The sequence below is a fragment of the Streptomyces sp. genome, assembly GCF_031181705.1.
GTDB lineage: Bacteria > Actinomycetota > Actinomycetes > Streptomycetales > Streptomycetaceae > Streptomyces.
On the sequence record NZ_JAPSKN010000109.1, the window covers coordinates 11,721 to 19,420 of the forward strand.

Annotated in this window: 9 protein-coding genes; 4 read left to right on the plus strand and 5 right to left on the minus strand. The window is 72.6% G+C overall.

The window, feature by feature from the left end; translation table 11 throughout:
- The 3 genes from RIN80_RS19945 to RIN80_RS19955 all read left to right on the plus strand — a co-directional run.
- On the plus strand, nucleotides 1-473 hold a 473-nt coding region (locus RIN80_RS19945; protein ID WP_309096979.1), incomplete at its 5' end, for an expansin EXLX1 family cellulose-binding protein.
- 129 nt (nucleotides 474-602) lie between these two features.
- The gene (locus tag RIN80_RS19950; RefSeq protein ID WP_309096980.1) at nucleotides 603-1,004 is read left to right on the plus strand and encodes a RidA family protein; all 402 of its coding nucleotides are present in this window, start codon (nucleotides 603-605) and stop codon (nucleotides 1,002-1,004) included.
- A gap of 58 nt (nucleotides 1,005-1,062) precedes the next feature.
- Nucleotides 1,063-1,668: a gamma carbonic anhydrase family protein gene (locus RIN80_RS19955; RefSeq protein ID WP_309096981.1), complete on the plus strand. Its 606-nt coding sequence runs from the start codon at nucleotides 1,063-1,065 to the stop codon at nucleotides 1,666-1,668.
- On the opposite strand, the gene RIN80_RS19960 is transcribed toward RIN80_RS19955, so the two are convergent.
- The gene (locus RIN80_RS19960; RefSeq protein WP_309096982.1) at nucleotides 1,663-2,391 is read right to left on the minus strand and encodes an aspartate/glutamate racemase family protein; all 729 of its coding nucleotides are present in this window, start codon (nucleotides 2,389-2,391) and stop codon (nucleotides 1,663-1,665) included. The genes RIN80_RS19955 and RIN80_RS19960 overlap by 6 nt on opposite strands.
- A 5-nt stretch (nucleotides 2,392-2,396) precedes the next feature.
- Nucleotides 2,397-3,848 (minus strand): NCS1 family nucleobase:cation symporter-1, encoded by a 1,452-nt coding sequence (locus tag RIN80_RS19965; RefSeq protein WP_309096988.1) that lies wholly within the window; start codon nucleotides 3,846-3,848, stop codon nucleotides 2,397-2,399.
- A gap of 147 nt (nucleotides 3,849-3,995) precedes the next feature.
- Between RIN80_RS19965 and RIN80_RS19970 the strand changes: the two genes are divergently transcribed.
- Nucleotides 3,996-4,658, plus strand: coding sequence for a GntR family transcriptional regulator (locus RIN80_RS19970; RefSeq protein WP_309096983.1), 663 nt, complete (start codon nucleotides 3,996-3,998; stop codon nucleotides 4,656-4,658).
- Here the strand turns inward: RIN80_RS19970 and RIN80_RS19975 are convergent.
- From RIN80_RS19975 to RIN80_RS19985, 3 genes are read right to left on the minus strand one after another with little or no spacing between them, the layout of a single operon-like run.
- Nucleotides 4,655-5,380 carry a uracil-DNA glycosylase gene (locus RIN80_RS19975; protein ID WP_309096984.1) on the minus strand — a complete coding sequence of 242 codons (726 nt, stop codon included), beginning with the start codon at nucleotides 5,378-5,380 and terminating at the stop codon, nucleotides 4,655-4,657. The genes RIN80_RS19970 and RIN80_RS19975 overlap by 4 nt on opposite strands.
- On the minus strand, nucleotides 5,380-6,768 hold the full coding sequence (locus RIN80_RS19980; protein ID WP_375141745.1) for an MFS transporter: 1,389 nt from the start codon (nucleotides 6,766-6,768) through the stop codon (nucleotides 5,380-5,382). Before RIN80_RS19980 ends, RIN80_RS19975 begins: the two co-directional genes overlap by 1 nt.
- An 8-nt stretch (nucleotides 6,769-6,776) precedes the next feature.
- Entirely contained in the window at nucleotides 6,777-7,418 is a 642-nt protein-coding gene (locus tag RIN80_RS19985) for a winged helix-turn-helix domain-containing protein (protein ID WP_309096986.1), read from the minus strand.
- Nucleotides 7,419-7,700 lie beyond the last annotated feature (282 nt).

Sequence of the window (7,700 nt, forward strand, 5' to 3'; positions counted from 1 at the left end):
CCTGCGGGGCGTACCTCCGGGTCCGCGCGGCGAACGGCGCGTCCGTCACGGTCCGGGTCACCAACGAATGCCCGCTGCCCTGCGCCCCCGGTCAGCTGGACCTCGGCAAGGGGGCGTTCGCGAAGCTCGCCGGCCTGTCCGCGGGCCGGATACCGATCAGCTGGAGCCTGCTGAGCCCCGCCACGTCCGACACGATCTCGGTCCGCTACAAGACCGGCTCCAGCCGCCACTGGTGCGGCATCCAGGCCCTCGGGCACCGCAACCCCCTGGCCCGTCTGGAGGTCCGCGCCGGCGGCGGCTGGCAGCGGCTGACCCGCACCGGGTACAACTACTTCCTCTCCCCGGACGGCACCGGCTGCGGCGGCCCCCTCAGGCTCACCGACATCCACGGCGAACGACTCACCGTCGACGGCGCCCCCGTACGCCCGGACGTGGTGCAGCCGACCCGCGTCCAGTTCACGCGGGTCACGTGACGGTGCCGTCCGCTCCCTCGGGGGCAGTGAACCGAAATGGTGGTGCGCGCGGGCGGCCGGGCCGCGCATGATCGGCGGGTTGTCCGGTTGCCGTCCGCAGCGTCGTCGTGCACAGATCGGAGCCCTCACGTGATCCGCCGTGTCACCGTCCCGAGTCTCTTCCCGCCACCCGCCTACTCCCATGTCTCCGTCGTCGAGGCCGGCACGCGGCTGGCCTTCCTCGCCGGGTCCGTGCCCCTGGACGCCCAGGGGGAGCTGGTCGGTCCCGGGGATCCCGTCCGGCAGGCCGAGCAGGTGGTGGCCAATCTGCGCGAGCAGCTGCACGCCGTCGGAAGCGATCTGGAGCACGTCGTCGCGACCGACGTGTACGTGGTGAGCGGCGAGCCGGCCGTGCTGTCGGCCGTCTGGGCCGTCGTCGAGGCCTCGGGGCTCAGTGCCGGCCCGCACTCCTCGACGCTGATCGGCGTGGCGTGCCTCGGGTACTCGGGACAGCTGGTGGAGATCACGGCGACAGCCGTCGTACCCGACTAGGCGGGACCATCCCGTCGGGGGCCGCCACGTCGGAGGACCGCACCGTTGGAGGACCGCCATGTTGATCGAGCACCGCGGGCAGCGTCCCGTCGTCCCCGAGTCCGCCTACGTCGCCCCGACCGCCGTGCTGTGCGGGGCCGTCGTCCTCGGTGAGCGCAGCCGGGTGCTGCACGGGGCCGTGCTCACCGCCGAGGACGGGGAGGTGCGGGTGGGCTCGGACGTCGTCGTCATGGAGAACGCGCTGGTGCGGGGACGGGCCCGGCACCCCGCGGTGCTCGGCGACGCCGTGCTGGTCGGGCCGCACGCGCACGTCAACGGAGGGACGCTTCAGGACGAGGTCTTCGTCGCCACCGGCGCCTGTGTCTTCCCCGGGGCGGTGGCGGGGGCCGGTGCCGAGCTGCGCATCCACAGCGTGCTGCACGTCAACTCGGTCCTTCCGCCCGGCACCGTCCTGCCCATCGGCTGGATCGCGGCGGGAGCCCCCCGGGCGCGGCTCTTCGCGCCCGGCGAGCACGACGAGCTGTGGCAGATCCAGGAGGCGCTGGACTTCCCCGGAACCGTGTACGGCGTTCCGCGCGGCACCTCGATGCGGGAGGTCATGGCCCGCCAGGCGGATCTCTACGGGGCCCATCGCGACGACGTCGCACTCGACGGCCCGTCATGAGCCCCCGCCGTCCGGCCTCCCCCACACCCTCCGCTTCGGCAGCGGCGCGGCGTAGCCGCAGGCACGGCTGGTCGTCAGTCCCAGCGCCACCAGCGACTCCGCCAGCTTCACCGCCGCGGCGACCCCGTCGACGACCGGCAGACCCAGCTTCTCCCCGACCGCGCGCTGCAGGCCGGTCATGCCGGCGCAGCCCAGCACCAGCACCTCCGCCCCGGCCGCGCACGCCCGTTCGGCGGCGGCGAGGAACGCCGTCTCCGTGCGTTCGTCGTCGCCGAGGTCGAGCACGTTCAGGCCCGTGCCGACGACCGCGGCGCAGTTGCGGGCGACGCCCGCCGTCTCCAGGCTGTCCTCGATCTGCCCCCGGGACCGCTCCAGCGTGGTGACCACTCCGTAGCGGCGGCCGAGCAGGCAGGCCAGGTGGGCCGCCGCCTCCGTGATGTCGACGACCGGGACGTCCACCAGCTCCCGTACGCCTTCGCGCCCGTGCTCCCCGAACCCGGCCATCACCACGGCGTCGTACGGCGGCCCGTCGTAGGTCCGCAGCGTGTCCAGGACGGCCGCCGCGGAGAGGTAGCTGTCGAGCCAGCCCTCCGCGGACTCGGGCCCCCAGGCGGGGGTCAGTCCGGTCACGGTGGTGCCCGGGCCGGCCGCGGCCCGGGCACCTCGCACGATCTCCTCGGTCATCTCCTGCGTGGTGTTGCAGTTGGTGACGACGATCCGCACGTCCCTCAGACCTCCGCGGTGGTGCGCTCGGGGCGGCACAGGGCCGCGTACAGTCCGGCCGCGATGGCGGTGCCGATGAACCAGGAGTACGGCGCCACGTCGCTGAAGGTCTTCATCAGGGCGAGCACCGCGGCGACTCCGGCCGCCGGCACGAACGCCCACAGGGCCTTGGGGTTGAAGCCCCTGCGGTAGTGGTATCGGGAGCCGGGCGTGGCGTCGAAGAGGTCGTCGACGTTCACGCGGCCGCGCTTGACCCAGTAGTAGTCGACCATGATGACGCCGAACAGCGGGCCCAGGAAGGCGCCGAGACCGCCGAGGAAGTAGTTGACCACGGTCGGGTTGGAGAAGAGGTTCCAGGGGGTGACCAGCAGGGCCGCGACCGTGCTGATCATGCCGCCGACCTTGAAGGTGATCCTCTGCGGCCACACGTTGGCCAGGTCGTAGGCCGGGGAGACGAAGTTGGCGACGATGTTGACGCCCATGGTGGCGATGGCGAAGGTCAGCGCGCCCACCACCAGCACCCAGGTGTTGCCGATCTCGGCGACCAGGTAGGCCGGGTCGGTGATCTCCTTGCCGAAGACCTCGAAGGCGCCCGCGGTGACGATGACCGAGACGATCACGAACGCCGTGGAGTTGACCGGCAGGCCCCAGAAGTTGCCGCGCCTGACGGATCTGTAGTCGGGCGCGAAGCGGGAGAAGTCGCAGAAGTTCAGCATCAGGGTGCCGTACGTGGCGAGGACCAGGCCGATCGCGCCGAACCACTGACGCCACTGCTCGCCGACGGAGACCGGGTGCGGGGTGGAGGTGAGGGAGATCGTCCAGCCGGCCTTGGCCAGGATCCACACCGCCAGCGCGATCATCACGAGCCAGATCGCCGGACCGCAGAAGTCCTGGAACTTGCGGACCGACTCCATGCCCCGGCTGATGATCGCCGCCTGCACCAGCCACAGGGCGACGAAGGAGACCCAGCCGAGCGCGTCCAGGCCCAGGAAGGAGGTGTGCGTCCAGGACTCCAGACCCGGCCAGGCCGCCAGCAGCATCACGTTGACGGCGACCGAGGCGAGATAGGTCTGGATGCCGTACCACATGATGGCGATGACGGCTCTGATCAGCGCCGGGATGTTGGCGCCCCAGACGCCGAAGGCGATCCGGCTGACCACCGGGAAGGGCACGCCGTGGCGCTGGCCGATCTTCCCCATCCAGTTCATGCCGATGTAGATGATCACGAACCCGACGAGCAGGGAGGTGAAGATCTGCCAGACGTTCATGCCGAGGAAGAGCAGTCCGGCGGCGAACGTGTAGTTGCCGAGGTTGTGGACGTCGGACATCCACATGGCGAAGAGGTCGAAGACCTTCCAGTTGCGCTTCTCGGCGGGCGCGAGGTCTTCGTTGGTGAGCCGGGGATCGGGGACGAACGCGGGGGTGCCGGTGGTCACGGCACGGTCGGCCAGGGACACGAGGGCCTCCATGAGCAAGGGGATGACGGAGGACTGCTCTGCGGGGGGCTTTGGTATACCAAACTGCGCTCATGGTCTCGTCGTCAACCGTTCCGACCGATGTCGCTCCTGTTAACGCTCCGTAAAAGGCCCCTCGCGTCGGCGAAGATGGGCTCCATGACGAAGATCGAACCCCTGGGAGCGGTACGCGAACGCGTCACGGCCGCGCTGCGCCAGGAGATCATCGCGGGCAGCCTGCTTCCCGGCGACCGCCTGGTCGAACGCGAGCTGGCGGAGCGTTTCGGCGTCTCCCGCGTTCCGGTCCGGGAGGCCATCCGGTCCCTCGTCGCCGAGGGCTTCGTCCACTTCGAGACGCCCCGCCGCACGGTCGTACGCCGACTCACACCGAACGACGTGAAGGAACTGTTCGAACTGCGCGAGGCCCTGGAGGTCTACGCCGCCGGACTCGCCGCCTCCCGCGCGACTCCCGAGGGCCTGGCCGAGGTCCGGGCCCTGCTCGACCGGGCGGCCGCCGCGACCGAGGCCCAGGACGCCGAGGCGATCACCGACGTCAACAGCCGGCTGCACGACCGCATCGTGGCGATGGCCGGCAACAGCCTGCTGACCGAGGCCCTGGAACCGGTCGCCGGCCGGCTGCGCTGGATGACCCGCCGCAACGAGGAGTGGCCCCAGCTCCTCGTGGAGCACCGCGGGTTGTACGAGGCCATCGCCTCGGGCGACCCCGACCGGGCCCGCGCGCACGCGCTGACGCACGTGCGGACCAACTACCGCTCCACCGTGCGGCACCTGTTCGGGGACGAGGCCCCTTAGTCCGTGTCCGCGGGGCTGAGCCCCGCCGCCCGTGCCGCCGTCCGCAGCACGTCACGCAGCATCGCGGGGGTGAGCCGGCCCGTGAAGGTGTTGCGCTGGCTGACGTGGAAGCAGCCGAAGAGCTGCAGGTCGTCGAGCGGGTACCGGGCCCCGTGGGCGAAGGCGGGCCGGGGCCGGGGCACGGTCCAGCCCGCCTCGGCGAACGCGGGCAGCGCGGCCTGCCAGCCGAAGCCGCCGAGCACGACGACGGCCCGCAGCGTCGGGCGCAGCAGCCGGAGTTCCTGCACCAGCCAGGGCCGGCAGGTGTCCCGCTCCCCGGGCGTGGGCTTGTTCGCGGGCGGGGCGCAGTGCACGGGCGAGGTGACGCGTACGCCGTACAGCTCCAGTCCGTCGCCGACGTGCACGGCGGTGGGCCGCGAGGCGAGCCCGACGTCGTGGAGCGCCTGGTAGAGGACGTCCCCGGAGCGGTCGCCGGTGAACATCCGGCCGGTGCGGTTGCCGCCGTGGGCGGCGGGGGCCAGTCCCACGATCAGCAGCCGTGCGTCCGCCGGCCCGAAGCCGGGCACCGGCCGGCCCCAGTACGTCCAGTCCGCGTACGCCGCGCGCTTGGTACGGGCCACCTCCTCACGCCAGGAGACCAGCCGCGGGCAGGCCCGGCAGTCGGCGATGCGCCGGTCGAGGAGCGAAAGGGCGCTGTCGTCGGAAAGGGCGCTGTCGTCCATCACTCCACGGTAGGCGCGGGTGAGGGACGTGGCGGGCACGGGGTCCGAGCCGGCTGGACCCGCCGGAGCCAGAGCAGGGCCCCGGCCAGCAGGACGGCTCCGGTCAGCAGCCAGGGCAGCGGTCCTGGCCGGAGGGCGCCGACGGCCAGGCCGGTGAGCGCGCCCACGAGTTGCTGCGCGAGGGACTGCACGGACAGGGCGGTCGCGCGGCCCGCGCTGGGGACGCGACGGTGCAGCAGGTCGTTCTCGTTCGGGGACGCCGCGCCCAGGCCCAGATACACCAGGCCGAAGCCGCCGACCGCGAGGGCCGTGGCCATCGGGCGCGCGCTGGACGCGGTGACGCCGAGCAGCAGCAATCCGGCAGCCCCTGCCGCGAGGCAGCCCAGCACGGCCCGCTCGCCACTGCCCGCGACCCGGGCGGCGAGCGGGGCGAGGTGGCTGCCGACCCCGGAGCAGACGAAGCCCGCACAGGCGAGCAGCGCGTAGACCAGCGCCCCCGAGCCGGTCCCACCGGTCAGCTCGACGGTACGGCCCGGGACGAGCAGTTCGACGGCGGCCAGGGCACTGCCGACCGCCGCGGCGGTGAGCAGCACCCGCCGCACCAGTGCGTCCCGCCCGCCCAGCCGCAACCCGCCGAGGACGGTGACCGGAACACCGCGCAGCACCGAACGAAGAGGGGCCGGGGGCCGCGGCGGTTCCCGCAGGGCGGTCAGCACGTAGCCGACGAACACGATCCGGAGAGCGGCCCCCAGCAGCAGCGGGACGGACAGCGGCAGCACCGCCCCGGAGGTCGCCTCGCTCAACCGGGCTCCGGGATCGGGTCCCAGGCTCAGCAGCCAGGGCAGGGCACCGCCGATCAGCAGACCGGCCGCGAGCGCCGCGGACGTGGCGGAACCACCCCGGGCCAGCCCCGTACGCAACTCGGCGCCCGGGCCGGAACACCCCTGGACGGTGTCGACGTACCAGGCCTCCGCGGTCCCACTGGCCAGGGCACGGGCAGCGCCCATGAGCACCATGCCGGCGGTGAGCACCCAGGCGGTGGTGCCGAGGCCGACCAGGGTGAAGGCGACCACGTTGAGGGCACCGGCCAGGGCCAGGACCGGCCGTCTCCCGAGCACGTCGGAGAGCCCGCCCGTGGGCAGTTCGAGCACGGCCACGGTCAGCGAATGAGCGGCGAAGAGCCCCGCGACGGCGGCGAGGGACATGCCGCGCTCGGTGAACAGGAGCACCATCGAGGCCACCCCCAGCCCCGGCGGCAGCCAGAGGAGCGCGCAGACGGTGACGTATCGGCGGCGAGCGGTCCGTATCCCGGGCGGCTCGGGCGGCTCGGGCGCGCCGGAGGTGACGAGTGTGTCAGGCGTCTCAGGGGTCTCAGGAGTGTCCGTCAGCCGGTCCGTCACGAGGAGGCCTCGCGGGGCGTGTCCTGCGACCTGCCCGTTTCGCCCTCGCTGCCCCGCGGCACGGCGAGCGGCAGTCCGGCGGTGAGGAGCATGACGTGCTCGGCGCGCGGGTCGTCCGCGTCCCGCGCGGTCAGTTCCTCCAGCTTCCCGGCGATCGTCTCCCAGAGCTCGGCGAGCGACTCGGCCGTCAGCCGGGGCATGAGATCACTGATCCCGGACGGCTCCACCCACTCCTGACCGAACCGCCCGGCGGCCATGTCCGCCTCGTGCCGGGCGAGGGACCGCTCCAGGTGCTCGACCTGCCGCCGCCGCGCCAGCCCCACGAAGGCACGGCCCGCCGCGGAGGACTCCATCGACTCGTTGCTCCAGGAGGTCACGGTGTGCAGCGCGCGCCACCGCCGCTCCCGCCCGTCCCGGTGCTCGGCCTCACCGATGAACGCGTACTTCGCCAGCACCCGCAGGTGGTAACTGGTCGACGCCGACGACTCCCCCGTCCGCGCGGCGAGCTCACTGGCCGTGGCGGGTCCGTCCTGCCGCAGCAGCCCGAGCAGCCGGATCCGTAGCGGGTGGGTGAGGGCCTTGAGGGCGGCGGTGTCGTGCTCGGGGTCCAGTACGCGCCGGTGGTCGTCGCTGTCCATGCCGGGAGGGTAGGGGAACCGAGGGCTTCTGCAGAAGAGTTTTTGCAAAACTGCTTTGGGAAAGTTGGGCCGTGCCCCTCGCGCACCGGACATCCCGGCACGATCGGCCGAGCCGAAGGACTAAGGTCGGACCCATGGCTTCTCGAGGTGCGGAGTACGGCAGGACGAACGGAACCGGAGGCATGGCGTCCCAGGACCCGGCGTCCATGGACCCGGCGTCGAAGGGCACGCCGTCCGCCGAGGTCGCGCCCGCCCCCGCCCGCGCAGTCGGTGCTGCCGGTG